This window comes from Streptomyces sp. NPDC034084, assembly GCF_055575535.1.
Genome location: NZ_JBVISK010000004.1, coordinates 469,845 through 494,764, shown reverse-complemented (window position 1 = coordinate 494,764; position 24,920 = coordinate 469,845). Strand labels below are relative to the sequence as shown.

The 24,920-nt window shown below is 70.9% G+C and carries 21 protein-coding genes and 2 riboswitches; of the genes, 6 read left to right on the top strand and 15 right to left on the bottom strand.

All coding sequences use genetic code 11. The features are described from left to right. Window positions 1-4 precede the first annotated feature (4 nt). The 7 genes from ACZ51I_RS17360 to ACZ51I_RS17330 all read right to left on the bottom strand — a co-directional run bounded on the left by ACZ51I_RS17360 (window position 5) and on the right by ACZ51I_RS17330 (window position 7,923). The gene (locus ACZ51I_RS17360; protein ID WP_468876470.1) at window positions 5-1,111 is read right to left on the bottom strand and encodes an ABC transporter ATP-binding protein; all 1,107 of its coding nucleotides are present in this window, start codon (window positions 1,109-1,111) and stop codon (window positions 5-7) included. Next, window positions 1,108-2,106: an ABC transporter permease gene (locus tag ACZ51I_RS17355; protein WP_468876468.1), complete on the bottom strand. Its 999-nt coding sequence runs from the start codon at window positions 2,104-2,106 to the stop codon at window positions 1,108-1,110. Before ACZ51I_RS17355 ends, ACZ51I_RS17360 begins: the two co-directional genes overlap by 4 nt. Window positions 2,107-2,220: 114 nt before the next feature. Continuing rightward, window positions 2,221-3,984: an ABC transporter substrate-binding protein gene (locus tag ACZ51I_RS17350; RefSeq protein ID WP_468876466.1), complete on the bottom strand. Its 1,764-nt coding sequence runs from the start codon at window positions 3,982-3,984 to the stop codon at window positions 2,221-2,223. 106 nt (window positions 3,985-4,090) lie between these two features. Further along, on the bottom strand, window positions 4,091-5,119 hold the full coding sequence (locus ACZ51I_RS17345; protein WP_468876464.1) for an ABC transporter permease: 1,029 nt from the start codon (window positions 5,117-5,119) through the stop codon (window positions 4,091-4,093). A 351-nt stretch (window positions 5,120-5,470) separates the two neighbouring features. Then, on the bottom strand, window positions 5,471-6,262 hold the full coding sequence (locus tag ACZ51I_RS17340; protein WP_468876462.1) for an enhanced serine sensitivity protein SseB C-terminal domain-containing protein: 792 nt from the start codon (window positions 6,260-6,262) through the stop codon (window positions 5,471-5,473). Window positions 6,263-6,374: 112 nt separating this feature from the next. Further along, window positions 6,375-7,115, bottom strand: coding sequence for an enhanced serine sensitivity protein SseB (locus tag ACZ51I_RS17335; RefSeq protein WP_468876460.1), 741 nt, complete (start codon window positions 7,113-7,115; stop codon window positions 6,375-6,377). A gap of 145 nt (window positions 7,116-7,260) precedes the next feature. Further along, the gene (locus ACZ51I_RS17330; RefSeq protein ID WP_468876458.1) at window positions 7,261-7,923 is read right to left on the bottom strand and encodes an AAA family ATPase; all 663 of its coding nucleotides are present in this window, start codon (window positions 7,921-7,923) and stop codon (window positions 7,261-7,263) included. Window positions 7,924-8,083: 160 nt separating this feature from the next. Further along, window positions 8,084-8,183, top strand: a riboswitch (glycine riboswitch). Further along, window positions 8,184-8,295: riboswitch (glycine riboswitch) on the top strand. It abuts the riboswitch before it with no gap. 61 nt (window positions 8,296-8,356) lie between these two features. Between ACZ51I_RS17330 and gcvT the strand changes: the two genes are divergently transcribed. The 4 genes from gcvT to ACZ51I_RS17310 all read left to right on the top strand — a co-directional run bounded on the left by gcvT (window position 8,357) and on the right by ACZ51I_RS17310 (window position 12,750). Further along, window positions 8,357-9,481 carry a glycine cleavage system aminomethyltransferase GcvT gene (gcvT, locus tag ACZ51I_RS17325; protein ID WP_468876456.1) on the top strand — a complete coding sequence of 375 codons (1,125 nt, stop codon included), beginning with the start codon at window positions 8,357-8,359 and terminating at the stop codon, window positions 9,479-9,481. Window positions 9,482-9,558: 77 nt separating this feature from the next. After that, window positions 9,559-9,939 carry a glycine cleavage system protein GcvH gene (gene gcvH / locus ACZ51I_RS17320; RefSeq protein WP_468876454.1) on the top strand — a complete coding sequence of 127 codons (381 nt, stop codon included), beginning with the start codon at window positions 9,559-9,561 and terminating at the stop codon, window positions 9,937-9,939. Window positions 9,940-9,971: 32 nt separating this feature from the next. After that, window positions 9,972-11,240, top strand: a complete 1,269-nt coding sequence (glyA, locus tag ACZ51I_RS17315; RefSeq protein WP_468876453.1) for a serine hydroxymethyltransferase — start codon at window positions 9,972-9,974, stop codon at window positions 11,238-11,240. 139 nt (window positions 11,241-11,379) lie between these two features. Then, on the top strand, window positions 11,380-12,750 hold the full coding sequence (locus ACZ51I_RS17310; RefSeq protein WP_468876451.1) for an L-serine ammonia-lyase: 1,371 nt from the start codon (window positions 11,380-11,382) through the stop codon (window positions 12,748-12,750). Between the two features lie 39 nt (window positions 12,751-12,789). On the opposite strand, the gene ACZ51I_RS17305 is transcribed toward ACZ51I_RS17310, so the two are convergent. Both ACZ51I_RS17305 and ACZ51I_RS17300 read right to left on the bottom strand, forming a co-directional pair. Continuing rightward, complete coding sequence (locus ACZ51I_RS17305; RefSeq protein ID WP_468876850.1) at window positions 12,790-14,772, bottom strand: APC family permease; 1,983 nt, start codon at window positions 14,770-14,772, stop codon at window positions 12,790-12,792. A gap of 384 nt (window positions 14,773-15,156) precedes the next feature. Then, window positions 15,157-15,372 (bottom strand): EF-hand domain-containing protein, encoded by a 216-nt coding sequence (locus ACZ51I_RS17300; RefSeq protein WP_468876449.1) that lies wholly within the window; start codon window positions 15,370-15,372, stop codon window positions 15,157-15,159. 74 nt (window positions 15,373-15,446) lie between these two features. Between ACZ51I_RS17300 and ACZ51I_RS17295 the strand changes: the two genes are divergently transcribed. Continuing rightward, window positions 15,447-16,085 carry a GNAT family N-acetyltransferase gene (locus ACZ51I_RS17295; protein ID WP_468876447.1) on the top strand — a complete coding sequence of 213 codons (639 nt, stop codon included), beginning with the start codon at window positions 15,447-15,449 and terminating at the stop codon, window positions 16,083-16,085. Window positions 16,086-16,114: 29 nt separating this feature from the next. Here the strand turns inward: ACZ51I_RS17295 and ACZ51I_RS17290 are convergent, their stop codons facing one another. The 6 genes from ACZ51I_RS17290 to ACZ51I_RS17265 all read right to left on the bottom strand — a co-directional run bounded on the left by ACZ51I_RS17290 (window position 16,115) and on the right by ACZ51I_RS17265 (window position 22,540). Beyond that, the gene (locus ACZ51I_RS17290; RefSeq protein WP_468876445.1) at window positions 16,115-17,308 is read right to left on the bottom strand and encodes a YncE family protein; all 1,194 of its coding nucleotides are present in this window, start codon (window positions 17,306-17,308) and stop codon (window positions 16,115-16,117) included. Further along, entirely contained in the window at window positions 17,308-18,081 is a 774-nt protein-coding gene (locus tag ACZ51I_RS17285) for a polysaccharide deacetylase family protein (protein ID WP_468876444.1), read from the bottom strand. The genes ACZ51I_RS17290 and ACZ51I_RS17285 overlap by 1 nt, the downstream gene beginning before the upstream one ends. Window positions 18,082-18,468: 387 nt before the next feature. Next, window positions 18,469-18,975, bottom strand: coding sequence for an ATP-binding protein (locus ACZ51I_RS17280; protein WP_468876442.1), 507 nt, complete (start codon window positions 18,973-18,975; stop codon window positions 18,469-18,471). Window positions 18,976-19,050: 75 nt separating this feature from the next. Further along, window positions 19,051-19,818, bottom strand: a complete 768-nt coding sequence (locus tag ACZ51I_RS17275) for an enoyl-CoA hydratase/isomerase family protein (RefSeq protein ID WP_468876440.1) — start codon at window positions 19,816-19,818, stop codon at window positions 19,051-19,053. Between the two features lie 81 nt (window positions 19,819-19,899). Next, window positions 19,900-21,162: a L,D-transpeptidase gene (locus tag ACZ51I_RS17270; RefSeq protein ID WP_468876438.1), complete on the bottom strand. Its 1,263-nt coding sequence runs from the start codon at window positions 21,160-21,162 to the stop codon at window positions 19,900-19,902. Window positions 21,163-21,322: 160 nt separating this feature from the next. Continuing rightward, window positions 21,323-22,540, bottom strand: a complete 1,218-nt coding sequence (locus tag ACZ51I_RS17265; RefSeq protein ID WP_468876436.1) for a L,D-transpeptidase — start codon at window positions 22,538-22,540, stop codon at window positions 21,323-21,325. A 164-nt stretch (window positions 22,541-22,704) separates the two neighbouring features. Here ACZ51I_RS17265 and glgX point away from each other — a divergent pair, with 164 nt between their 5' ends. After that, complete coding sequence (glgX, locus tag ACZ51I_RS17260) at window positions 22,705-24,906, top strand: glycogen debranching protein GlgX (protein ID WP_468876848.1); 2,202 nt, start codon at window positions 22,705-22,707, stop codon at window positions 24,904-24,906. Window positions 24,907-24,920: the final 14 nt, after the last annotated feature.

Genomic DNA, 24,920 nt, shown 5'->3' with positions numbered 1-24,920 from the left:
TCGCTCACAGTTTCGGCGCAATCTCTTCGGTCCAGATGCGGGTCCGCTCCTGCTGCGGCATGTGGCACGCCGAGAAGTGGCGGTCCCCGGCCGGCGCCAGCTCCGGCCGCCGGGTGCGCGTGATGCCGCCCTTGGGGACGTCCGCGTACGGGCAGCGGGGGTTGAAGGCGCAGCCGCTCGGGATGTTGATGAGGCTGGGCGGGTTGCCCTTGACCGGGATGAGCCGCTCGGTCTGCTCGCGGTCGATCCTGGGCATCGAGCCGAGCAGGCCCCAGGTGTAGGGGTGCTGGGGCTCGTAGAAGACGGACTCGGCCGGTCCGCGCTCGACGCAGCGCCCGCCGTACATGACGAGGATGTCGTCGGCGAGCTCGGCGACGACGCCGAGGTCGTGGGTGATGATGACGACCGCGGAGCCGAACTCCTTCTGGAGGTCCCGCATCAGGTCGAGGATCTGGGCCTGCACGGTGACGTCGAGCGCGGTGGTCGGCTCGTCGGCGATGAGCAGTTCGGGGTTGTTGACGAGCGCCATGGCGATCATCGCGCGCTGGCGCATGCCGCCGGAGAACTCGTGCGGGTAGTTCTCGAACCGCTTGGCGGGCTCGGGGATGCCGACCCGGTCCAGGAGTTCGACGGCCCGCTTGCGCGCCGTCTTCTTGTCGACGTCGTTGTGGATGCGGTACGCCTCCACGATCTGGTTGCCGACCGAGTAGTACGGGTGCATCGCGGACAGCGGGTCCTGGAAGATCATCGCCATCTCGCGGCCGCGCATCTTGCGGACCTCTTCGGGGTCCGCCGACAGCAGCTCGCGGCCGTTCAGCCAGATCTCGCCGGAGATGCGGGCCTTCTGCCGGCCGTACTGGCCGACGGTGTGCAGGCCCATGATGCCGAGCGAGGTGACCGACTTGCCGGAGCCGGACTCGCCCACGATGCCGAGGGTCTTGCCCTTCTCCAGCTGGAAGCTGAGGCCGTCGACCGACTTGACCAGACCGTCGTCGGTCGGGAAGTGGATCTTCAGGTCGCGTACGTCGAGGAAGGCCTGGGAGGGGGCGGACTTCCCCGTGTCGACGGGCTCGCCCACCGCGGCGCCCGTCTTCGTCAGCTTGTCCGTCATGCGAGCCTCACTCGGGGGTCGATCACCGCGTACAGCAGGTCCACCACGAGGTTCGCGATGACGACGCAGGCGGCGGTGATGAGGGTGACGGCCAGGATCAGCGGCAGGTCACGCTCGGTCACGCCCTTGATGGCCATCCAGCCGAGACCCTGGAGGTTGAACGTGCTCTCGGTCAGGATCGCGCCGCCGACGAGGGCGCCGAGGTCCATGCCGAAGATGGTCAGGATGGGGGTCATGGTGGAGCGCATGGCGTGCTTGCCGAGCACGACCGGCTCCGGCAGGCCCTTGGCCCGCGCGGTGCGGATGTAGTCCTCGCCGAGGACCTCCAGCATGGTGGCGCGGGTGAGCCGCGCGTACATCGCCGCGTACAGGAAGGCGAGGGTCACCCACGGAAGCAGGAGGCCGCCGAACCAGCCGCCGAAGGACTCGGTGATCGGCGTGTACGAGGCGTTGAGCCAGTGCAGCTGCGTGCGGAAGACGAACATCGACAGCATGCCGGTGAAGAAGATGGGGAGCGAGACACCGGCGAGTGCGGTGATCATCGCGGTACGGTCCACGACCGTGCCCCGCTTCAGCGCGGAGATCACGCCCGCCGAGACGCCGAGCACCAGCCACAGGGCGGCGGCGCCGATGACCATGGACAGCGTGACGGGGAAGGCGTCGACGAGCATCGTCGACACGTCCTGCTCGGTACGGAACGAGTAGCCGAAGCAGGGCGCGGCGCAGTGGATCGTGTCACCGCCGCCCGTGTAGTCACGGCCGACGAAGATGCCGGAGACGAAGTGCCAGAACTGCACCAGGATCGGCTCGTCCAGGCCCAGCTTCTGCCGGATGGCCTCGATGGAAGCCGGATCCGCCTGCTTGCCGACGAACATCGCGGCAGGGTCGCTGCCGGTCATCTTGGGGATGAGGAAGAAGATGCTGAGCGTCACCAGAGTGACGACGAGCAGCATCACGACGACTGCGAAGAGCCGTCGGATTATGTATGCAAGCATGCGGTCGGCCGGTCGGCGGCCGGGGGACCCGATCGGGTCCCCCGGCCGCCGCCAACGGCCATCACCTGCCCTTCGGACCTGGCGGCGGGTGGTGCGCCGGTGAAGCGGGTCGGATTACTTGACGACGCCGAGCGACGCGTAGTCGTAGCGGCCGTTGTAGGCGTCCGCCGTGTAGACGTTGGTCAGCCGGGAGCTGCGCCAGATGATGTTCTTCTCGTGCGTGAAGGGCAGGTAGACCGCGGCCTCCGACACCTTCGTGTTGATCTGCTTGTAGAGCTCGCCGGCCTTGGCCGGGTCGGTCTCCTTCAGCGCCTGGTCGAACAGGCCGTTGATGGCCTTGTCGTTCAGCTCGGAGAAGTTGTTGTTACCGCTCTGGAGGATGAAGCGGCCGTCGACCAGCGGCTGGAGGAAGCCCTGACCGGTCGGGAAGTCGGCGCCCCAGCCCATGATGATGATGCCGTAGCCCTTCTCCTTGACCACCTTCGGCGAACCGATGATGCCGGAGGTCTGGGCGCCGTCGAACTGGTCGATCTGGGCGTCGATGCCGACGGCCTTCAGCGACTGCTGGAGGGACTCGGCGGTCGCGATCTCGATCTTCTTGTTGTTGCGGACCGCGATCGTGGTCTTGAAGCCGTTCGGCTTACCGCACTTCTTCAGCGCCTCCTTGGCCTTCGCCAGGTCCGGGGCGCCACCGAGCTTGCCGTACGGGTCGGCCTTCGGGTCGGCACCCTTGATCGCCGGCGGCAGCATGTTGGAGGCGATGTCGCCACCGGCCTGCGGGCCACCACGGGCGGTCTGGAGGGACTTCGAGTCGGCGGCGTAGATGATCGCCTTGCGGCACTCGACGTTGGGGATCACCGTCTGCGGGAAGACCGCGTAGCGGATGAAGCCCGTCTGCGGGTTGTCGACGTTGTCCTTGTGCTGCTGGAGCACCTTCTGACGCGCGGCCGCGCCGACACCCGTCGCGTTGATGTCGAGGTCGTACTCGCCCTCGACCAGACGGTTGTCCATGTCGTCGGCGTTCGTGGTGAACGTGACGGAGACCTTGTCCGGGAGCGCCTTGCGGACGGTGTCGGTCTTGGCGTCCCACTTCTCGTTGCGGACGAGCTTGATCGACTTGTTGGGCGTGTACGACTGCCACTTGTACGGGCCGGAGGAGAAGGGCCTCAGGCCGTACTTGGCCTTGGTGTCCTTGTCCTGGCGGACCGGGGAGGCGGCGGGCATGGCCAGCATCTGCAGGAAGTCACCGTTGGCGACCGGCAGCTTGAAGATGATGGTCTTGTCGTCCGGGGTCTCGATCGCCTTGAGGCCGAGCTTGTCCGCGGCGGTGTCCTTGTACGGACCCTTGTACTCGCCCTTGGGGTCGAGGACCTGCTGGAGGTAGATCGGGCCGCCGGAGATGACGTCCTGGGCCCAGATGCGCTCGATGCCGTACTTGATGTCCTTGGAGGTGATCGGCTTGCCGTCCTCCCAGGTCACCCCGTCCTTCAGCGTGAAGGTGTAGGTGAGGCCGTCGGCCGAGACCTTGCCCGCGTCGGTGGCGAGGTCCGGGACCAGCTCGGTGGAGGCGGCGCCCGGCTCGGCCTTGAAGGTGACGAGCTGGCGGGTGTAGTAGCGGGCGAAGTCCCACACGAAGCCGTAGTAGCCGCGCTGCGGGTCCCAGCTGTCGGCCTCCTGCGAGCCGATGAACTTCAGCTCGCCGCCCTTCTTGTCGGAGGCGTTGGCGACCTTGTTCACGGCGGCGTTGAAGCCCGCCGCGCCCGTGTTCCCCTTGCCGCCACCGTCGCCGCTGCCGCCGCCACAGGCGGTGGTGACGACCATCGTGGCCGCCGCAAGCAGCGCGCCCGCGGCGATTCTGCGCTGAGAGCTCTTCAGCATGGGTCCAGCAACCTCCGGAATAGTGGCGGCCGTTACGGCGGTCCGCCGATTTGGGTGGGGCCTCCTGTCGCCAGCGGCAGGGGCGGTCTTGCGTGTCGGCGAACGGTCAGCGGGAGCCCTTCGGGTCGAGCGCGTCACGCACGCCGTCGCCGAAGAGGTTGAACGCCAGAACGGTGATGAAGATCGCGAGGCCGGGGATCACCATGAACAGGGGATCCGCCTCGTAGGTGGTGATCGCCGTCGACAGCATCTGGCCCCAGGAAGCGGTGGGAGGCTTCACACCCGCGCCGAGGAAGCTGAGCGCCGCTTCGGTGAGGATGTTGGTGGGGATCATGAGGGTCGCGTAGACCATGATCGGGGCGATCAGGTTGGGCAGCAGCTCGCGGCGCAGGATGTAGAACCGGCCGGCGCCCAGGCTCTGGGCGGCCTCGACGTACTCGCGGTTGCGCAGCGAGAGGGTCTGGCCTCGGACGATGCGGCCGACGTACGGCCAGCCGAAGAAACCGATCACCAGGACGAGCGCGGCGATGCGGACGCCCGATCCGTCCAGGCCGAGGAACTCGTTGGGCAGCACCGAGACGAGGGCGATGGTGAAGAGCAGCTGCGGGAAGGCGAGCATGACGTCCATGACGCGGCTGAGGGCCGCGTCGATCCAGCCGCCGAAGTAGCCCGCGACGATGCCGAGGACGGTGCCGAGGAAGACCGCGAAGACCGCCGCCAGGAAGGCGACGAGCAGGGAGATCCGGGCGCCGTAGACGATCCGGCTGAAGACGTCGCGGCCGTTGACGGGCTCGACGCCGAAGAGGAAGTCGGAGCTGACGCCGCCCCAGGAGCCGATCGGCGTGCCGAAGAGCGGGTCGATCTGGTCCTCGTGGAACTCGTCCGGCGGGTGGCCGAGGAGGCCGACGATGACCGGTGCGAAGACCGCGACGAGGATGAGGAAGACGACGACGAAGGCGCCCGCGAGGGCCAGTTTGTCGCGCTTGAGGCGGGTCCAGGCGATCTTCCAGGGCGAGCGCCCCTCGATCGCCTTGGCGGGGACGCCGGAGGTGTCCGGGGTGCCGGGAGCGTCGGGCGCGCCGTCGACGGTGGCGGTCGCCTCGCCCGCCCTCGTCTCGTGCAGTGGTGCCGTCATCGTGGTGAGGACCCCTCTCGGCCGCCGGTAGCCGGCCCTTGCCCGCCGCGGGTAGCGGCTCGGTGGAACAACCTGCTGGGCACCTGCTCGAAAGGAGCCGAACGCCCGGTGTTCCGGGGAGTCTTCAATGCGTTCACGATCACCCGCCAGCCCTGACGGGGAATGGTTGCTCAAACGTGATGCGGTGCTGTGAGTTCCGTTATCCGGACGTCGTGATCACCTGAGCGGACCATCTCGGGTCCTCTGACCCCCAAACGGACATGTCACTCAACTGGGCGGTTGAGCTCTTCAATTGGGGCGAACGAAGGGCTCCGCCGGGGCCGGTGGGCAGGGTGGGTCGCGAGCGGCGTCTCAGTACCCGGACGACGCCGACGGCGGGTATCCGTATCCCGGTACGGGGGCGGAGCCGCGTCCGGCGTGCGCCTCGCGGTCGTAGAAGGGGCGCGCGTTCGCCCGCAGCCACAGGGCCACCGGGTCGTACGCGTCGGAGAGGGCGACCGTCGAGACGGGCAGCCCGTCGGGGACGGAGCCGATCGACTGGCGCATCATCGCGCGGACCGTGTCGACGGTCGCCGGGGACGTGTCGTACAGGTCGAGACCGATGGCGAGGTACGGGGAGCCGAGAGCCGGCTGCACCCAGCCGCGGCGCAGCGCCCGGACGGCCGGGGTGCGGTGCGCGTTCTGCGTGAGGAGGGCGTAGAACTGCGGGATCTCCAGGGCGGGCTCGGTGACGCGCAGCGGCCCGGCGGGCATCCGGTCGAGACCGGTGGCGATCCGGCGCAGGTCGGGCCAGGGGATGCCGACGCCGCCGCCGGGGGCGTGCGGGTTGAGCCAGACGCCCCAGCGGTCGGGGTAGAGGGCGCGGGCGATCTCGCGGCCGGTGACGAGCTCGTGGGCGCGGTTCCAGCCGGAGGCGGCGAGTTCCTGGGCGGAGGTGACGCAGGGCGCGTAGCCGAAGCCGTCGACCTCCATGTTCCCGTACTGGGCCTCAGGGGAGCCGGGGGCGCCCTGCCAGAGCAGCATCCAGAGCTCGCCGTCGGCGAGGGCGTGCAGCAACTGCTCGTACGCGTCGTAGCGTCCGGGTGCCACCTGGCGCAGCATGTGCTCGACCGTTCCGGCCGCAGCGGTGCCTGACGCGCTCACCCTGGGTCCCACCCCTCTTCCGTCCACCACGTATGTCTGTCCAGCGATCGATCCGGTCCGGCGATCGAGTCGGTTCGGCGACCGAGTCAGTTCAGCTTAAACAGGGGGCCGCTCACACGGCGGCGCGCTGGTAGAAGGGGCGAACCCGCTCCAGCATCCAGTCGCCGACCGGGTCCTGCGCCATGTCGAGCAGGATGAGGTTGACCGGCCAGGCGACCTCGACCCGGCCGAGGGCGCGGCCGAGGGCGTCCAGGGGCGCGTTCCGGTCGACGCCGTCCCAGCCCGTGAGCTGGACGCCGACGAAGAGGGCCGGTTCGGTGCCCTCGACGCTGGCGAGGGCGCGGCGGGCGGTGGCGACGACCCCGGTGGCCTCGAACTCGGCGGAGGCGGCGGCGAGGAAGTCGACCGGGTCGTCCTGCCAGTCGGGCTCGAAGAGCCGGACGCGGCCGCCGCTGGCGGGGCCGTCGAGCGGGGTGCGGCCGACCCGGCAGAGTTCGGCGACGGCGGGCGGGGGCAGTGGGACGCCGACGGCGCCGCCGGGGTTCACGGCGATGCCGAGCTGCGGGGGCAGGCCGCGGGCGAAGTCACGGGCGGGGGCGACGGTGAAGGACATGTGGTCGCCGACGCAGGCGAGGAACTGCTGCTCGGAGCTGAAGACGGGGACGTAGGCCGCGCCGTCGATCTCCATGGTGGCGAGGTCGAGGCCGGGGCTGTCGGGGCCGCCGCCGTTGGGCAGGGGCACCCAGACCGGGCTGCGGCCGAGCACCTCGACGATGCGGCCGCCCGCCTCGGGGTTGCCGAGTGAGGCGGCAAGGACCTCTTCGAGCTCGTTGCCCGGCCACGTCACGTCCACGGTCGCGTTTCCCCTTCTCGCACGGCCTGCCGTACCGGCCGCCCGGCAGCACCCTAACGCCGCCCCGCCGCCGCCGTGGCCAGAAGGGAAGGGTACGGGCGTCCCGGGACGGGCGGGGGCGGCGCCCGCCGGGCGGTCTCCCCCCTCAGGCCGCCTCCCGGAAGCCGATCCGGTGGAGGGAGTCGGCGGCGTCCCGGTCCAGGAGGGTCGCCGAGGCGCAGCCGGGCGGCAGGGTGCCGGACTCGGCGGCCTTGAGGAGCCGGCCGACGGCCCGCCGGTGGCGCCCGAAGGCGTACGCGGAGACGCCCCGGCCCCGGGCGTGCTGGCCGGCCTTCGCGGTGTCGGGGGTGACGTCGAGGAGGAGCAGGTGCAGGGCGCGGCCGCGGCGTCTCGCCTCGCGGGCGAGCCAGCGCCGCACCCAGGACTGGGTGCCGCAGTCGTGGACGATCACGCTCGCGCCGGAGCGCAGGGCGCGGCGCAGTCCGGCGTAGTGCGCGATCCGGACGAGGGGGCGGTAGACGGCGTACGGGAGGAGGGGCGGCATGCGGGCCTCCCAGCGCTCGCGGACCTCCTGGGAGTCGATGCCGCTGCCGTCGGCGGCGCGCTTCATCAGGGTGGACTTGCCGCTGCCGGGCAGCCCGGAGACGACGACGAGGTCTCCGGCGGCGAAGGTGAGGACGCGGGGGCCGCGGCCGCCCCGCTCGCGCAGGTCCCGCAGGAGGCGGCCTCGGCCGCGGCTCCGGGCGCGGGCCCGCTGGGACGGTATGCCGGTACTCGTCGCGTACGCGCCGGTGTGCTGGATCGTCATCGCTCCCCCCCTGTCGGGTCTCAGGAGACCTGAGGAGACCCTTGCCCATGAAGTGTAAAGAATCGGTAATGCGGCACAAGCGATTTGCCCGGCCGACACCGCGTGCAATGATGTGCGCGCCAGGCGCGCACAGTCGCCGCACAATCGCATACCGGCCGCTCGAATCCGCGCGGGAGAGTTCCGGACCGCCGAGCGCGTCCGGGCGCCGAAGGAGCAAGACCCTCCCTTGAATCTCTCAGGCCCCGTACCGCGTGGATGAGGCAGATCTGAAAAGCGGGACACCCTTCGTGTCCCCACCCAAGGTGCAAGCCGAACTCTCGGTGACGAGATGCTCTCGGTGAACCTCTCAGGTTCCATGACAGATGGGGAGGACGTCCTCGCCCGTCATGTGTTTTCGTCACCGATCACGCCCTTGGGACCCGGGAGCCACCCCATGACCACTGCCCCCCGTCTGACCGCCCTCGATGCCCTGCATCGTTCCCTGGGCGCGACCATGACCGACTTCGCGGGCTGGGACATGCCGCTCCGGTACGGCAGCGAGCGCGACGAGCACAACGCCGTCCGCACCAAGGCCGGTCTCTTCGACCTCTCCCACATGGGCGAGATCACGGTCACGGGCCCGCAGGCCGTGGACCTCCTGGACTACGCCCTCGTCGGCAACATCTCGACCGTGGGCAACGGCCGCGCCCGCTACACGATGATCTGCCAGGAGGACGGCGGCATCCTCGACGACCTGATCGTCTACCGCCTCGGCGAGACCGAGTACATGGTCGTCGCGAACGCCTCCAACGCGCAGGTCGTCCTGGACGCGCTCGTCGCCCGCTCCGAAGGCTTCGACGCCGAGGTCCGCGACGACCGTGACGCGTACGCCCTGATCGCGGTCCAGGGCCCGGAGTCCCCCGGCATCCTGAAGTCGATCACGGACGCCGACCTGGACGGTCTGAAGTACTACGCCGGCCTGCCCGGCACGGTCGCGGGCGTCCCGGCGCTGATCGCCCGCACCGGCTACACCGGCGAGGACGGCTTCGAGCTGTTCCTGAAGCCGGAGCACGCCGAGGACGTGTGGAAGGCGCTGACCGAGGCGGGCGAGGGCGTCGGCCTGATCCCCTGCGGCCTGTCCTGCCGCGACACGCTCCGCCTGGAGGCGGGCATGCCGCTGTACGGCCACGAGCTGACGACCGCCCTCACCCCCTTCGACGCGGGCCTCGGCCGGGTCGTGAAGTTCGAGAAGACCACCAATGAGGGCCATTTCGTCGGCCGCGAGGCGCTGGAGAAGGCCGCCGAGCGCGCCGAGACCGCCCCGCCGCGCAAGCTCGTCGGTCTGGTCGCCGAGGGCCGCCGGGTGCCGCGCGCCGGCTTCCAGGTCGTCAAGGACGGCGAGGTCATCGGCGAGGTCACCTCCGGCGCCCCCTCCCCGACCCTCGGAAAGCCGATCGCGATGGCGTACGTGGACGCGGCGCACGCCGAGCCCGGCACCCAGGGTGTAGGTGTGGACATCCGCGGCACCCACGAGCCGTACGAGGTCGTGGCGCTCCCGTTCTACAAGCGCCAGAAGTGACGCATCCGTCTCACTTCGCGTCTCATCCCGCAAGACCCACGTTCATCAGCACTCCCCCGATCCAGGAGAATCAGGTCATGAGCAACCCCCAGCAGCTGCGCTACACCAAGGAGCACGAGTGGCTGTCGGACGCCGTGGACGGCGTCTCGACGGTCGGTATCACGGAGTTCGCGGCCAACGCGCTCGGTGACGTCGTCTACGCCGACCTGCCGAAGGTCGGCGACACCGTCACCGCGGGCGAGACCTGCGGCGAGCTGGAGTCGACGAAGTCCGTCAGCGACCTCTACTCCCCCGTCACGGGCGAGGTCGTCGAGGCCAACCAGGACGTGGTGGACGACCCGTCCCTGGTGAACACGGCTCCGTTCGAGGGTGGCTGGCTGTTCAAGGTGCGCGTCACGGGTGAGCCGGACGACCTGCTCACCGTCGACGAGTACACCGAGTTCTCCGCCGGGAACTGAGACCGGGCCCGAGACCCCTTAGGGATCGATTCATGTCGCTTCTGAACACTCCCCTCCACGAGCTGGACCCCGACGTCGCCGCCGCCGTCGACGCCGAGCTCCGCCGTCAGCAGTCCACCCTCGAGATGATCGCCTCGGAGAACTTCGCTCCGGTCGCGGTCATGGAGGCCCAGGGCTCCGTCCTCACCAACAAGTACGCCGAGGGCTACCCGGGCCGCCGCTACTACGGCGGCTGCGAGCACGTCGACGTGGCCGAGCAGATCGCCATCGACCGGCTCAAGGACCTGTTCGGCGCCGAGTACGCCAACGTCCAGCCGCACTCCGGCGCCTCCGCGAACCAGGCCGCCCTCTTCGCGATCGCCCAGCCCGGCGACACGATCCTGGGTCTGGACCTGGCGCACGGCGGCCACCTCACCCACGGCATGCGCCTGAACTTCTCCGGCAAGCAGTTCAACGTGGTCGCGTACCACGTGGACGAGGCCGGTCTGGTCGACATGGCCGAGGTCGAGCGCCTCGCCAAGGAGCACCGCCCCAAGGTGATCATCGCGGGCTGGTCCGCCTACCCGCGCCAGCTGGACTTCGCCGAGTTCCGCCGGATCGCCGACGAGGTCGAGGCGTACCTGTGGGTCGACATGGCCCACTTCGCGGGCCTGGTCGCCGCCGGTCTACACCCGAACCCGGTCGAGTACGCGGACGTGGTGACCTCCACCACGCACAAGACGCTCGGCGGCCCGCGCGGCGGGATCATCCTGGCGAAGAAGGAGTTCGCGAAGAAGCTGAACTCCTCGGTCTTCCCCGGTTTCCAGGGCGGCCCGCTGGAGCACGTGATCGCGGCCAAGGCCGTCTCCTTCAAGGTCGCGGCCTCGGAGGAGTTCAAGGAGCGCCAGCAGCGCACCCTGGACGGCGCACGCGCGCTGGCCGAGCGCCTGGTCCAGGACGACGTCACCGCCCACGGTGTCTCGGTCCTGTCCGGCGGCACGGACGTGCACCTCGTCCTGGTCGACCTGCGGAACTCGGAGCTCGACGGCCAGCAGGCCGAGGACCGGCTGCACGAGGTCGGCATCACGGTCAACCGGAACGCGGTTCCGAACGACCCGCGCCCGCCGATGGTCACCTCGGGTCTGCGCATCGGCACGCCGGCGCTCGCGACCCGCGGCTTCCAGGCCGAGGACTTCGCCGAGGTCGCCGACGTCATCGCCGAGACCCTGAAGCCGGGCTTCGACGCCGACAAGGCCGCGGCCCTCAAGGCCCGGGTGACCGCGCTGGCGGACAAGCACCCGCTGTACCCCGGCCTGAAGTAATTTCGTACCCTTTTGTTCGTACGGAATCTCCGGGGCACCGCGCACACTGGACAGTGAGTGCGGTGCCCCGCCCCTTGCTCAGCCCTCGCTGCTCCACCCCGGCAGACAACGGCGTCCAGCCCCCACAAGGAGTCTCCCCGTGGCCATCTCGGTCTTCGACCTGTTCTCGATCGGTATCGGCCCGTCGAGCTCCCACACGGTGGGCCCCATGAGGGCCGCCCGGATGTTCGCCCGCCGGCTGAAGAACGAAGGCCTGCTCGCCCACACGGCCTCGATACGCGCGGAGCTGTACGGCTCGCTCGGCGCGACCGGCCACGGCCACGGCACCCCGAAGGCGGTCCTGCTCGGCCTGGAGGGCAACTCGCCGCGCACGGTCGACGTGGAGACCGCCGACGAGGAGTTCGAGCGGATCAAGGCGAGCGGAAGGATCAACCTGCTCGGCGCGCACGAGATCCCCTTCGACTTCGACGCCGACCTGATCCTGCACCGGCGCAAGGCCCTCCCGTACCACGCCAACGGCATGACGGTCTTCGCGTACGACGCGGACGGCGGGCTCGTCCTGGAGAAGACGTACTACTCCGTCGGCGGCGGCTTCGTCGTCGACGAAGACGCGGTGGCCGGCGAGAACCCGATCGTCCCCGACGACACCGTCCTGAAGTACCCCTTCCGCACCGGTGACGAGCTGCTCCGCCTCGCCAAGGAGACCGGCCTGTCGATCTCCGCGATGATGCTGGAGAACGAGAAGGCCTGGCGCACCGAGGAGGAGATCCGGGCGGGTCTCCTCGAGATCTGGCGGGTCATGCAGTCCTGCGTCTCGCGCGGCATGTCCCGCGAGGGCATCCTGCCCGGCGGCCTGAAGGTCCGCCGCCGCGCCGCGACCTCCGCCCGCAAGCTGCGCTCCGAGGGCGACCCGAAGGCGCACGCGATGGAGTGGATCACCCTCTACGCGATGGCCGTGAACGAGGAGAACGCGGCGGGCGGCCGGGTGGTCACCGCCCCGACGAACGGCGCGGCCGGCATCATCCCCGCCGTCCTGCACTACTACATGAACTTCGTCCCGGGCGCCGACGAGGACGGCATCGTCCGCTTCCTCCTCGCGGCCGGCGCGGTCGGCATGCTCTTCAAGGAGAACGCCTCGATCTCCGGCGCCGAGGTCGGCTGCCAGGGCGAGGTCGGCTCGGCCTGCTCGATGGCGGCGGGCGCGCTCGCCGAGGTCCTGGGCGGCACCCCCGAGCAGGTGGAGAACGCGGCCGAGATCGGCATGGAGCACAACCTCGGCCTGACCTGCGACCCGGTCGGCGGCCTGGTCCAGATCCCGTGCATCGAGCGGAACGGCATGGCGGCGGTCAAGGCCGTCACGGCGGCGAAGATGTCGATGCGCGGCGACGGCAGCCACCTGGTCTCCCTCGACAAGGTCATCAAGACCATGAAGGAGACGGGCGCCGACATGAGCGTCAAGTACAAGGAGACGGCCCGGGGCGGTCTCGCGGTGAACATCATCGAGTGCTGAGCCCGGCACGGCTGACGCCCGGCCGGGCCCGGACGGGCGTCAGCCGCCGACGTGGATGCCGGGGCGCCGGTCCGGGTCGGGTTCGTGTTTGCGGATGATCTCGCGGGTGACGGGGGCGGTGTCGCCGCGGCCGAGGAGGAAGTAGCGGAACATGTGCTTCAGCGGGCTGCCCTCGGCCCAGGCGAAGTAGCAGTGCGGCTGCACGCCCGTGGTGTCGCGCAGGGCGAGGAGGACCGCGGCGATGGCGTTCGGGGCGGCCGGGGCCTCGGCCCGCAGAATGCGGTAGCCGTCGACCTCGACGCCGTGGACGGTGAGCACCTCGCTGAAGTCGGAGGGGTCGACGACGTCGATCTCCAGGAACAGCACGTCGGCGGGGCCGGGGACCGGGTTGTTGCCGCGCTGCTCGCGTTCCTTGTCGCGGTATTCGGCCCCGTCGCCGGCCTGCCGGCGGTTGGCGATGATGTTGATGGCGTTGTCGTGGGCCAGGGTGTCGGCGATGAACCGGCGGGCGGCGTCGTCGAAGACGAGGCTGTCGGCCCGCAGCTCCGTGGTCCGTGACACGCGGGAGACCAGGGAGACCAGGATGATCCCGGCGATGAAGAGGCCGGAGATCGTGATGCCGTCGGGTTTGTCGACGATGTTGTACACCAGCGCGTAGAGCAGGACCGTCGTGAGGAGTCCGAAGCCGACGGCGGCCGGCCGGCGGCCGGCGCGGGCGACGGAGAGCGTGACGGCGAAGGCGCCGGAGACCATCATGGCGAGGATGCCGGTGGCGTAGGCGCCGGCCTGGGCGTCGACGTCGGCGTCGAAGGCGATGGTGATGAGGACGCACAGGGCGGTGTAGACGAGGACGACGGGCCGCACCGCACGGCCCCACTCGGGGGCCATGCCGTAGTCGGGCAGGTAGCGGGGGACGATGTTGATCAGCCCTGCCATGGCGGACGCGCCGGCGAACCACAGGATCAGGATCGTGCTGATGTCGTAGACGGTGCCGAACGCCTCCCCGACCTGCTCGTGGGCCAGCCAGGCGAGGGCGCGGCCGTTGGCGCCGCCGCCGGGCTTGAACTCGTTCTCGGGGATGAGGACGGTGGTGACGAAGCTGGAGGCGAGCAGGTAGACGCTCATGACGAGCGCGGCGGTGGTGAGCAGCCTGCGGGTGTTGCGGATGCGCGAACGGAGCCGCTCCTCGTCGTCCTGACCGTCGGCGGCCACCAGGGGCATCATGCTCACGCCGGTCTCGAAGCCCGACAGGCCGAGCACGAGCAGCGGGAACGCGAGCAGCGCGGGTGTCATCAGGTCGCCGAAGCCCGTCCCACCCTCGACGAGCGCGTCCGTCCAGGCCGAGAAGGCGCCGGGGGTGGTGATGACGTGGGCCAGGCCGACGGTGATGACGACCGCGTTGAGGGCCAGGAAGACGACGACGAGGGGGATGGCGACGCTGACGGCCTCGCTGAAGCCGAGCAGGAACACGCCTCCGAGGACCAGCAGGAGGACCACGGTGAGGGCCACCTCGTGGCCGTGCAGGGCCTCGGGGAAGAAGGGGTTCTCCACCACGTGGACGGAGGCGTCCGCCGTGGACAGGGTGATGGTGATGATCCACGAGGTGGCGACGAAGCCGAGCAGGACCAGGACGAACAGCTTGCCCCACCAGAACGGCAGGAGGTCTTCGAGCATCGCCACCGACCCGGCTCCGTGCGGGCTCTCCTTGGCCACCCGCCGGTACATCGGCAGCATGCCGAGCAGGGTCAGCGCCACGATCAGCAGCGTCGCGAGCGGCGAGACGGCGCCCGCCGCGAGTGCGGCGATGGCCGGCACGTACGCGAGGCTGGAGAAGTAGTCGACCCCGGTCAGGCACATCACCTTCCACCAGGCTTGCGGTTCGGTGTGTCCCCCGCCGGCCGCCGGCCCGACGGGCTGCACCTGGTGGCGCAGCATCCACCGGGCCACACGGCCGGTGGGCTGGGGCCGCAGCGCGGGGCTGGCGACCACCTCGGGCAGGGCCGGTCCGTCGGCGTCCTTCATGTCCCCCATCAACCTCTCCTCGCTCCAGCGCGCGGAGCCGTCGGTCACCGCGCCTGCGGCGGTGACGATCACCGAGTATGCGTCCTCCCCGTCGTACCCCCGAAGCCAGGGTGTACGTGTCGTCCGTGTGAGGTGGTCGCGTTCCCGGGTCGCCCGCTCGGGTTGCGTGCGCACGGCGTGCGGGACCGGCGCGTCGAGGTTCCCGCGCGCAGGTCCAGGGCGTCGTCGAGGCCGGGCGCGAGCGGACCCAGGGGGTTCGGGAGGGGTCCGGGAAGCGTCACCGGACGGTCGTACCTGGCGCCGGACGGGCGGCGACCCACGTCGCTCCGCCCGTCCGTGCCGGCCGTGCGGCCCTTGCCGCAGGCTTGTGGCTCAGGCCCTGGCTCAGGCCTTGCGGTAGTGCGCCCAGAACTCGTCCCAGGACATCACGCCGTCGCCGTTGTCGTCGCGCTGCTTGATGAGCGCCTCGGCGACCGTCTCGGTGACGTTGAAGTCGCCCAGCTGCGCCATGACGTGCTTGTACTCGGCGGCGGTGATGAAGCCGTCGCCGTCCACGTCGAACTTGTTGAATGCCGTGCGTGCCGAGTCGATGTCCGCCACTGCGTCCGCCCCTTCTTGGTGCTTGTCTGACGGGGGTCAGATTAGCTGGCCGGTCGCTGCCGGATGATGGGGGCATGAGCGACGAGGTGGCACGGATCCTGGCGGCGGCGGCCCACGGGGAGTTCCCGCCCCCGGACGGTTCCACGACGGTGGTGCCGCAGCCGGGCCCGCGGGACGCGGGGGTGCTCGCGTTCACGGCCCACTCGGTGGTCTTCACGGACGCCGACCCGGAGTGGGTGCGGGCCGAGCTGGCGGCCACGCCGGGCGACCCGCTCGCGGCGAGCATGAACCCGGGCTTCCTGTTCGCCCTGATGGCCCGCACCGGCCGGCACATGAACACCATCGACCTGCTCACGGTGGCCGACGCGCTGCCGGGCCCTCCCCCGCTGGAACTCCGTGAGATCGACGACCCGGCGCATCCCCGGGTGGCACGGGCGCTGAAGTTCCGTGACGGGGTACGGGTGTGGGCGGCCGACGGCGGCGTGCTGGTCCTGGGCCGGGGCGTCGCGGGCCGCTGGGAGGCGGCGATCGAGGTGGACGAGGCGGTCCGTCACCGGGGCCTGGGCCGGGCCCTGGCGACGGCGGCCCGGCACCTCACTCCGGGCGAGGTGGTGTGGGCCCAGCAGTCCCCGGGCAACGCCCGCAGCGTCCGGGTCTTCCAGGCGGCGGGCTACCGCCCGGTGGCGTCGGAGGCGCTCCTGATCGCCGGCTGAGCGCTGCCGGAAGATCCCGGTGTGGCGCGCTACCGGAAGATCCCGGTGTGGCCGAGGGAGTAGCGGCCGGGCTGCGGGTAGACGGCGAGGCCGTGGGGGCCGCTGCCGACGGGGATGCGGGCGAGCTGCTTGCCGGTGGTGGTGTCGATCGCGTAGACCTCGGAGTCGTAGCGGCCGGAGAGCCACAGGACCTTGCCGTCGGCGGAGACGCCGCCCATGTCGGGGGAGCCGCCGTCCGGGAGCCACCACTTCTTGGTGAGCTTGTTCCGCCCGAAGTCGAAGACGGAGATCGAGCCCTCGCCCCTGTTGGGGATGTACATCTCGCGCGAGTCACGGCTGATGTAGAGGCCGTGGGCGCCCTTGCCGGTGGGCAGCAGGGAGGGGGTGGTGAACTTCTCGCCGTCCAGGACCCAGATGCCGTGGGCCATCATGTCGGCGACGTAGAAGCTCTTGCCGTCCGGGGAGATCTTCACGTCCTGCGGCATGGCGCCCTGGAAGGGCAGTTTCTGTTGGCCGATCACCTCCATCTTCTCGGTGTCGACCTTGAGGAGTTCGCCGGAGAACTCGCAGGAGACGACGAAGTAGCGCCCGTCGGCGGAGAAGTCGGCGTGGTTGACGCCGTAGCAGCTGACCGGGACGGACTTCTTCCGTTCCATGGTGTGCGGGTCGCGGAAGACGAGTTCGCGGTCGAGCGAGGCCATCACGATGGCGTACTTGCCGTTGGGCGTGAAGTAGAGGTTGTACGGGTCGTGGACCTCGACGGGCTTGCCCGCGACGCCGGTGGCGGGGTCGATGGGGGTGAGCGTGTGGCCCCGGTTGTTGTTGACCCAGAGGGTCTTCATGTCCCAGGAGGGGACCACGTGCTGGGGCTGGATGCCGACCGGGATGGTCTCGACGACCTGGTAGGTGGCGGGGTCGATGACGGAGACGGTGTTGGAGTTGGTGTTGGGGACGTAGACCCGGGAGGGGAAGTTCCGCACCACCGGGGAGAGCCGGTTCGGCCGGTCGGCGGCGTAGACGTCGTGCGCGTCGAGCGGTGGAGGCATGCCGGGGAGTCCGGCGGGGGCGGCGGCCGGCTTGGGTACGGCGGGGGCGGCCTTCTTCACGGGCGCCGCGCCCTCGGGGTGGTTCGCGGTGCCGCAGCCGGCGAGGGCGGCGAGGAGGGCGGCGGCGAGGAGGGTCCTGGTCCGCCCGGTGGGGTGTCTCTTCGTGAGGTGTGCCATCAGCTCAGCAGCTCCGTGGTGGTGACCGCGCTCAGGCCGCGGCGGTCGAGGTCGGCGAGGAGGAGGGGCAGCGCGGCGGCGGTGTCCGGGTAGCCGAAGTGGAGGCTGACGACGGATCCGGCGCGGACCGTCCCGGTGACGTTGCGGACGACGGCCGCCGCGCCGGGCGAGGTGAAGTCGAGGGAGTCGACGTCGTACGAGAGGACGTGCGGGTATCCGGCGCGCCGGGCGGCGCGCAGGACGGCCGGGGCGGCGTGCTGGGTGCGGGAGGGGCGGAACCAGGTGCCCACGGAGCCGGTGAGGCGCCGCAGTCGGCCCGCGCAGGCCTCGATCTCGGCGAGGGCCTCGGCCTCCGTCATGGCGTTGACGTCGATGTGGTGCTGGGTGTGGTTGCCGAGGTCGTGGCCGCCGTCGAGGACGCGGCGGGCCATGTCGGGGTGGTCGTCGAGCCAGCTGCCGACGGCGAGGACGGTGACGTGGGCACCGGCCTGCTCCGCCTGGGCGAGGAGCCGCCGGGCGAGGGCGGGATCGCCCTGGCCGTGGAAGGTGAGCGCGACCCGGGGCCGGTCGCGGGGGCCGTGGGTGATCTCGTCCGGCTGTCCGGGGAAGCGGCGGGGGACGGGGGCGGCGACGGGCGCGGCGGGCCGGGCGGCCGGGGGGCGCGCTGCGGCGGGGGCGGGGCGGGGTTCCGTGCCGCAGGCGGAGGCGAGGGCCCCCGCGAGGGCGGCGGCCGCGCCCGCTCGGAGGGCTCCTCGGCGGTCGGTCGGCTTCACGCGACCAGTTAAGAGGGATTGCGCCCGATTGGTCACGATTAGGCCAATTAAGGACGTTTACGGCGGTGCGGTGGCCGTCCAGCATGCGGACGACCCCGGGAAACAATCGATGAACCGCATAGCCATTCACTGTTTGCAAGGCCGGTGCTGAACGTCACCAACGATTCATTGTTGAACTGTCCGCTTTTGCCCCACCTTGCCCCGCTAGGGTCTTTTGGTGGCAAGGCCCCGTGTCTGCCATAGTCGGAGCAACGACCCCCATTGACCCGGGCCAGGTCGACAGAGCGGCCGTGGATGCACCCCCCCCCGTCCACGGCGCACCATACGGAAGCCCCCACGCGCCCCACCACGGCGCCCGGGGGCTTCCGTGCGTCCGGTGTCATGGCGTCAGGACCGGTCCGCGACCCGCATCTCGAACCAGGTCGTCTTGCCGCGCGGTGCCAGGTCCACGCCCCAGCGGTCGGCGAGCTTGTCCACGAGGAAGAGGCCGCGGCCGCTGATGTCGAGCTCGTGCACCGGCATCAGGCAGGGCAGGCCCCGCGAGGGGTCGCGCACCTCGATCCGGATCCAGCCGCGGCGCCGCTGTAACCGCAGGGCGAAGACCCGGGCCCCGGTGTGCCGGACGGCGTTGCCCACCAGTTCCGAGACGAGGAGCACCGCGTGCTCGGCGATCTGCGGGCCCAGCCCCCACTGCCGCAGCACGACGTGCTGGGTGAGTCTGCGGGCCACCCACGCGGATTCGGGCTGGGACGGCAGCCGGATGTCCTCCTCGGCCGGGTTGCCGTACAACTCCACTGCGTCGGCGGCCTGTTGATCGTCCGCGGCCGGTGTCCACCGCGGTGCGGCCGCGCTCGCGCGCTGCCACGGTTGTTCCCTACCCTCCAGGCCCGCCATGCCGTCCATCATGGCCGCCCCGAGTCGCCCGCGGGGGCCGTTCCGGTGGAATCGACCCCCGCAGGTGAAAGATCGTCAGGCGAACTTCGCCTTCCCCGGCCCCTCCTCGACGAAGCTGCGCATCCCGCGCTCGCGGTCCTCGGTGGCGAACAGGCCCGCGAACCAGGTGCGCTCGATGGCGAGACCGGTGTCGATGTCGGTCTCCAGGCCCTGGTCGATCGCCTCCTTCGCGGCCCGCAGGGCGACGGCCGGGCCCTGCGCCAGCCTGGCGGCCCAGGCGTGCGCCTGCTCGTAGACCTCGGCGGCCGGGACGACCCGGTCGACCAGACCGAGCGTCAGGGCCTCGTCGGCCTTCACCATCCGGCCGGTGAAGATGAGGTCCTTGGCCTTGGACGGGCCGACGAGCCGGGACAGGCGCTGGGTGCCGCCCGCGCCGGGGATCAGGCCGAGCAGGATCTCCGGCTGGCCCAGCTTGGCGTTGTCGGCGGCGATGCGGTAGTCGGCGCAGAGCGCGAGCTCGCAGCCGCCGCCGAGCGCGTAACCGGTGATCGCGGCGACGACCGGCTTGGGGATCCGGGCGACGGCGGTGAAGGAGTCCTGGAGGGCGCGGGAGCGCTTGACCATGGCCACGTGGTCCATGACCTGCATCTCCTTGATGTCCGCGCCGGCCGCGAACACCTTCTCGCCGCCGTAGAGGACCACGGCCCGCACGTCGTCGCGGTCGGTCGCCTCCTGGGCCAGCTCGCGCAGCCGGTCCTGGGTGGCGACGTCCAGGGCGTTCATCGGGGGGCGGTCGAGGCGGATCGTGCCGACGCCTTCGGCGACTTCGAGGTTCACAGTCATGGGAGGAAGGTTAGTGGTCGTTAACGGAGCGGGGCCCGGTGCTGTTGCTCACAGCACCGGGCCCCGCTCCGTCGCGTACGGTTACGCGATCCACTCCGACCAGTCCATGTTCCAGCCGTTGAGGCCGTTCTCCGGGGCGATCTGCTTGTCCTTGGAGTTCTTCACGATCACGACGTCGCCGATGATCGAGCTGTCGTAGAACCAGGCCGCGGGCATCGAGCTGTCGCCCGCGCCCCGCTGGTCCTGGAGCCCGACGCAGCCGTGGCTGACGTTGGCCGAGCCGAAGGTGGACGCGGAGGCCCAGTAGTTGCCGTGGACGAAGGTGCCCGAGTTGGACAGTCGCATCGCGTGCGGCACGTCCTTGATGTCGTACTCGCCGCCGAAGCCGACGGTGGCGCCGTTCATCCGGGTCACCTTGTACTTCTCGCTGATGACCATCTGACCGTTGTACGTGGTCGTGGACGGCGCCCCCGCCGTGATCGGCAGCGTCTTGATGACGGCGCCGTCCCGCTCGACCTTCATCGTCTTGGCGCTCGCGTCGACGGTGGAGACCTGACGGCGGCCGATGGTGAAGGAGATGGACTTCTTCTGCTTGCCGTAGACGCCCGGGCGGCCCTCGACGCCGTCCAGGTTCAGCGCGACCGTGACCTTGGTGCCGGCGGCCCAGTACTCCTCGGGACGGAAGTCGAGCCGGTCGTTGCCGAACCAGTGGCCCTCGATCTTCACCGCCGGGACGGCGGTCACCTTGATGGCCTTCTCGACGGCCTCCGGGTCGGTGATGCCCCGCGTGAAGTTGATGGAGACCGGCATGCCGACGCCGACGGTCGAGCCGTCCTCGGGCGTGTAGTGGCCGATGAAGGTGTTCTTCGGGACCAGCGTGGTGAAGGTGGTGTCCTTCGCCGACTCGCGGCCGTCCGCGTCCTTCGCGATCGCGTGGACCTTGTACTGGGTGGCCGCGGCCAGGTGCGCGGTCGGCGACCAGCTGGCGCCGTCCGCGGCGATCCTGCCCTCGATCTTCTCGCCCTTGGAGTCGGCGACCTCGACCGTGGTCAGCTTGCCCTGCGTCGCGGTGATCTTGAGTGCTCCGCTGGTGGCGACCGAGTCGGCGCCGTCCTTCGGAAGGATCGTCACGACCGCCTGGGAGGCCGCGTTCTCCTGCTTCCCCCCGCCCTGGGCCGCCGGGCCCTGTCCCCCCGTACCGCCGCCGGCGGTCTCACCGCCGCCGCACGCGGTCAGGACCAGGAGCAGCGCCCCCGCCGCCAGGGCCTGCAGCCTGACGCCCCCGCGTCGGCCGCGCCGCCCCGTCGCCCCTACCGATGCCCCCGATATCGGCTGCCCGTTCACTGTGGTCTTCTCCCCTCGCACGGCCCGGCACTGCCGTGGCCCCACCCCCGTGCGCATCCACTCGCGCACACAGCGCTAGACAATCACACCGCAGGACACGAAAGATCCTCGCGAATGTCACCGTTCGGCACCAGTCGACGTGGTACGGGGACGCCCGGATTCAGTGCAGCGCGGAGCCGGCCCTCCACGCGTCCCACACCAGGTTCCAGCCGCCGAGGCCGTTGTCGGGAGCGACCTCCCTGTCGCGGGAGTTGACCACTTCCACCACGTCGCCGACGAGCGTGCGGTCGAAGAACCAGCCCGCGGGCGAGTCCGCGCTGCCGCCCTTCTCGTCCCTCAGGCCCACGCAGCCGTGGCTGACGTTGGCGGAGCCGAACGTGGAGGCCGCGGCCCAGTAGTTGCCGTGCAGGAAGGTCCCCGAGTCGGTGAGGCGCATCGCGTGCGGCACGTCCTTGATGTCGTACTCTCCGCCGAAGCCGACCGTCCTGCCGTCCATCCGGGTCACGTCGTACAGCTCGGTCACGACCATCTTCCCGTTGTACGTGGTGGTCTTCGGCGCGCCCGCCGTGATCGGCACGGTGGCGAGGACCTCGCCGTCCCGCCGGACCTCCATCGTGTGCGCCTCGGCGTCCACCAGGGAGACCTGGGAGCGGCCGACGGTGAAGCCGACCTTCTTGCGCTGGATGCCGTACACCCCGGGTGCCCCCTCGACGTCCCGCAGGCCGAGCTCGACGGTGACCCTCGTGCCGGGCCGCCAGTACGCGGCGGGCCGGAAGTCGAGCCGCTCCTTGCCGAACCAGTGCCCGACGACCTCGACCGGCGGCTCCGAGGTGACGCGGATGGCGCGCTCGACCTCGGCCCTGTTCTCGATCGGCCGGTTGAAGCCGAAGGAGACGATCATGCCGGTGCCGACCGTGGAACGGTTCTCCGGTTTGAAGTAGCCGATGAAGCGGGACTCGGGGACGACGGTGGTGAAGGTGGTGTGCCGGGCGGAGCGGCGCCCGTGCCCGTCGAGCGCGACGGCGTCCACGCTGTACTTGGCGGCCAGCGCGAGCCGGGTGCGCGGCCGGGGCCGCCAGCGCAGTCCGTCCGGTGAGATCTCCCCGGCGACCTCGGCCCTGCGTCCGTCCTCGACCTGGACGACGGTCACCCGTTCGAGCCGTCCGCTGTCGACCCTCACCTCGACGGGCCCGCCGGCCGGCACCGCCCGGCTGCCGTCCTCCGGGCTCACCCGGATGACGTCGCCGGGGGCCCGCGCCTTGCCCGGCAGACTGATGCCGACGCCCCCTCCGCCGTCCGCGCCGGAGCAGCCCACGAGGCCCGCCATCAGTGCCGCCGTCGCCAGCGCGTACCTCGCCCGCTTCAGTACAAGTCTCACGCCCAGCCCAACGACGGCCACCCTCCAGGGGAAACGTGCGTGCGGGGCATGTTGGGAGCACGGCCGTGCGGGCAGAACAAGGGGAGAACCACGTGCGGGAGCGGCGGCCGGGACGCCGGCGCTCCCGCTGGTGCGTGCCCGACGAGCCGCGGGAGGCCGGAACGGTGGCGAGCGCAGCCGAGCAGGAGGCGGTGGAGGAGCATGCCCTGGAGCGGGCCGGGCCGGTGGTGTGGCCGGGGGCGCCGACCCCCCTCGGGGCCCGCTGCCGGGTCGGCCCCGACGGGGTGGCGGGCACCAACTTCGCCCTCTGGGCGGGCGGGGCGGAGGCCGTGGAGCTGTGTCTCTTCGGCGCCGACGGGACGGAGACGCGCGTTCCGCTGACCGAGCTGACGCACGAGATCTGGCACGGCTTCGTGCCGGGCGTCGGTCCGGGGCAGCGGTACGGCTACCGGGTGCACGGCCGGTGGGACCCGTGGACGGGCGCCCGCTGGAACCCGGCGAAGCTGCTCCTCGATCCGTACGCGCGGGCCGTCGACGGCGACTTCGCGCTGCCGCCCGAGGTGTACGGGCACGTCCGGGACTGGCCGCAGCAGCACGTGGCCGACACCGTCCGCGACGAACGGGACTCCGCCCCGCACGTCCCGAAGGGGGTCGTCGTCCATGACGACGACGACTGGTCCGACGACCGCAGACCCAAGACGCCCTGGCAGGACTCGGTCATCTACGAGCTGCACGTCAAGGGCTTCACGAAGCTGCACCCCGGCATCCCGGAGCAGCTCCGGGGCACGTACGCGGGGCTGGCGCACCCGGCCGCGATCGACCATCTCGTACGCCTCGGGGTGACGGCGGTCGAACTCCTCCCGGTGCACCAGTTCGCGCACGAGGACCACCTCCTGCGGCGCGGGCTGCGCAACTACTGGGGCTACAACTCCGTCGGCTACTTCGCCCCGCACGCCGGCTACTCCTCCTCCGGGACGGCGGGGCAGCAGGTCGGCGAGTTCAAGCGGATGGTGCGGGCGCTGCACGCGGCCGGGATCGAGGTCATCCTCGACGTCGTCTACAACCACACGGCGGAGGCCGGCGAGCTGGGCCCGACGCTCTCCCTCAAGGGCATCGACAACCGCGGCTACTACCGGCTCCAGTCCGACGCCCGCCGGTACGCCGACTACACGGGCTGCGGCAACACGCTCCACGTGGTGCAGCCGCAGGTCCTCCGCCTCATCACCGACTCGCTGCGGTACTGGGTGACCGAGATGGGCGTCGACGGCTTCCGCTTCGACCTGGCGGCGGCCCTCGCCCGCTCCTTCCACGACGTCGACATGCTCTCCCCCTTCCTCGCGGTCATCGCCCAGGATCCGGTCCTGCGCCGGGTGAAGCTCATCGCGGAGCCCTGGGACGTCGGCAACGGCGGTTACCAGGTGGGCGCCTTCCCGCCGCTCTGGACCGAGTGGAACGACCGCTACCGGGACGCCGTGCGGGACTTCTGGCGCGGGGCGCTGCCTGACGTGCGGGACCTCGGCTACCGGCTGTCCGGCTCCAGCGACCTGTACGCCTGGGGCGGGCGCCGGCCGTACGCCTCCGTCAACTTCGTCACCGCCCACGACGGCTTCACCCTGCGGGACCTCGTCACGTACGAGCGCAAGCACAACGAGGCCAACGGCGAGGGCAACCGGGACGGCACCCACGACAACCGCTCCTGGAACTGCGGAACGGAGGGCGAGACGGACGATCCGGAGGTCCGGGAGCTGCGCCTGCGCCAGCAGCGCAACCTGCTGACCACCCTCCTCCTCTCCACCGGGGTGCCGATGCTCGTCGCCGGCGACGAGATGGGCCGCACCCAGGGCGGCAACAACAACGCGTACTGCCAGGACAACGAGCTGAGCTGGCTCGACTGGTCGCTGCCGGACGACCCCGGCCGGGGCGAGCTGCTGGCCCTGTCCCGGCGGCTGCTCGACCTGCGCCACCGTCACCCGGTGCTGCGCCGCCGGGCCTTCTTCTCCGGCCGGCCGCAGGGCGCGGACGGGCTGCGGGACCTGGCCTGGTTCACCGCCGAGGGCACCGAGATGACGGAGCGGGACTGGTACGCGCCCACGGCCACGCTCGGCCTCTACCTGTCGGGCCGGGACATCCCCGGCCGGGACGCGCGGGGCGAGCAGATCACCGACGACAGCTTCCTCGCCGTCCTGCACGCCGGCCCCCGCCCCCTGGAGTTCCGGCTGCCGGGCCCCCCGTGGGCGGAGTCGTACGAACTGGTCGTGGACACGGCGCGGGAGGACCAGTCGGAGCCGCCGGGCTCCCTCCACCCGGGCGGCGGGACGCTCACGGTGGGAGCCCGGTCGGTGGTGCTGCTGCGGGTGAGGGGGTGAGAGCCCACGGCCGG

Excerpts from the sequence above, each read along its gene's own strand:
- ACZ51I_RS17360 (WP_468876470.1), bottom strand. The coding sequence starts at position 1,111 with ATGACGGACAAGCTGACGAAGACGGGCGCCGCGGTGGGCGAGCCCGTC.
- ACZ51I_RS17355 (WP_468876468.1), bottom strand. The coding sequence starts at position 2,106 with ATGCTTGCATACATAATCCGACGGCTCTTCGCAGTCGTCGTGATGCTG.
- ACZ51I_RS17350 (WP_468876466.1), bottom strand. The coding sequence starts at position 3,984 with ATGCTGAAGAGCTCTCAGCGCAGAATCGCCGCGGGCGCGCTGCTTGCG.
- ACZ51I_RS17345 (WP_468876464.1), bottom strand. The coding sequence starts at position 5,119 with ATGACGGCACCACTGCACGAGACGAGGGCGGGCGAGGCGACCGCCACC.
- ACZ51I_RS17330 (WP_468876458.1), bottom strand. The coding sequence starts at position 7,923 with ATGACGATCCAGCACACCGGCGCGTACGCGACGAGTACCGGCATACCG.
- gcvT (WP_468876456.1), top strand. The coding sequence starts at position 8,357 with ATGACCACTGCCCCCCGTCTGACCGCCCTCGATGCCCTGCATCGTTCC.
- gcvH (WP_468876454.1), top strand. The coding sequence starts at position 9,559 with ATGAGCAACCCCCAGCAGCTGCGCTACACCAAGGAGCACGAGTGGCTG.
- glyA (WP_468876453.1), top strand. The coding sequence starts at position 9,972 with ATGTCGCTTCTGAACACTCCCCTCCACGAGCTGGACCCCGACGTCGCC.
- ACZ51I_RS17305 (WP_468876850.1), bottom strand. The coding sequence starts at position 14,772 with ATGAAGGACGCCGACGGACCGGCCCTGCCCGAGGTGGTCGCCAGCCCC.
- ACZ51I_RS17295 (WP_468876447.1), top strand. The coding sequence starts at position 15,447 with ATGAGCGACGAGGTGGCACGGATCCTGGCGGCGGCGGCCCACGGGGAG.
- ACZ51I_RS17290 (WP_468876445.1), bottom strand. The coding sequence starts at position 17,308 with ATGGCACACCTCACGAAGAGACACCCCACCGGGCGGACCAGGACCCTC.
- ACZ51I_RS17280 (WP_468876442.1), bottom strand. The coding sequence starts at position 18,975 with ATGGCGGGCCTGGAGGGTAGGGAACAACCGTGGCAGCGCGCGAGCGCG.
- ACZ51I_RS17275 (WP_468876440.1), bottom strand. The coding sequence starts at position 19,818 with ATGACTGTGAACCTCGAAGTCGCCGAAGGCGTCGGCACGATCCGCCTC.